Annotated in this window: 1 protein-coding gene; it reads left to right on the top strand. The window is 42.2% G+C overall.

Translation table 11 applies throughout. The features are described 5' to 3' along the window. On the top strand, positions 1–734 hold a 734-nt coding region (locus tag A3763_RS03845), incomplete at its 5' end, for an exosortase-associated EpsI family protein (protein ID WP_156494884.1). Positions 735–861 lie beyond the last annotated feature (127 nt).

Genomic DNA, 861 nt, shown 5'->3' with positions numbered 1-861 from the left:
CCGTGATGCTTCCATGGTTTTTCATCGACCGCCACTTCGATGCAGAAGGCGAACAAGAGTCACCTGTAAAACAAGATACATCGCAGCCATTGAAACAACAAATTCTCTCGTTAACAGCTTGCACAGTTTTACTAATCATTTCCCAACTAGCACTTAGCCCACCAGAAAATAGAGAATACCAGGTAAGCCAACCTAAGCTACCAAAAACACTAAATGGCCTAACACTCGATACAACTCGAGCGACCAACTGGAAACCTCACTTTCCACAACCAACCAATTTAACGCGAGGCTTATACGGAGCCTTCGGAGACCAGCTCGACCTATACATCCTCACCTACCTAAACAATAGTAATGTAGAAATGGCCAATAGCCAGAACACAATATTTGATAAGAACAGATGGCAGCTAATCAATGATTATGCATGGACAAGTGATCTACACCCAAACGTAAGAATTCGTATCGCGCTTGCTAAAGCAGGAAGAACGCACCGAGTAGTATATTACTGGTATAAACATGGAGCGCAATTTGCAAATTCAATAGGATCAAGCAAGATAGCACAATTAAAAAAATCCTATCTTGATATCCATGAATCACAACTTGTTGCTCTCTCGAAAGAATGCAACCTGAAGTGTCAAAGTAACTTAACGCCAACTCAAGGTATGCTGGATACAATAATCCAGTTACACATACAATCAAATTCTGATATAAGTTCAAGCAGCGACATCGAGAGTTAACCTATGTGTGGAATAGCAGGTTTGTTTGGCCTCCCCCCGTTTGAAAAAGATCGCTATGCACTTGCCAAGCAAATGGCAGGACAATTACGCCATCGAGGCCCTGACGGACAAGCTTACTATCTAGATA

This window comes from Oleiphilus sp. HI0128, from assembly GCF_001635365.1.
Note: the sequence above shows the minus strand (reverse complement) of the source record. Positions and strands in the feature narration are given on the sequence as shown.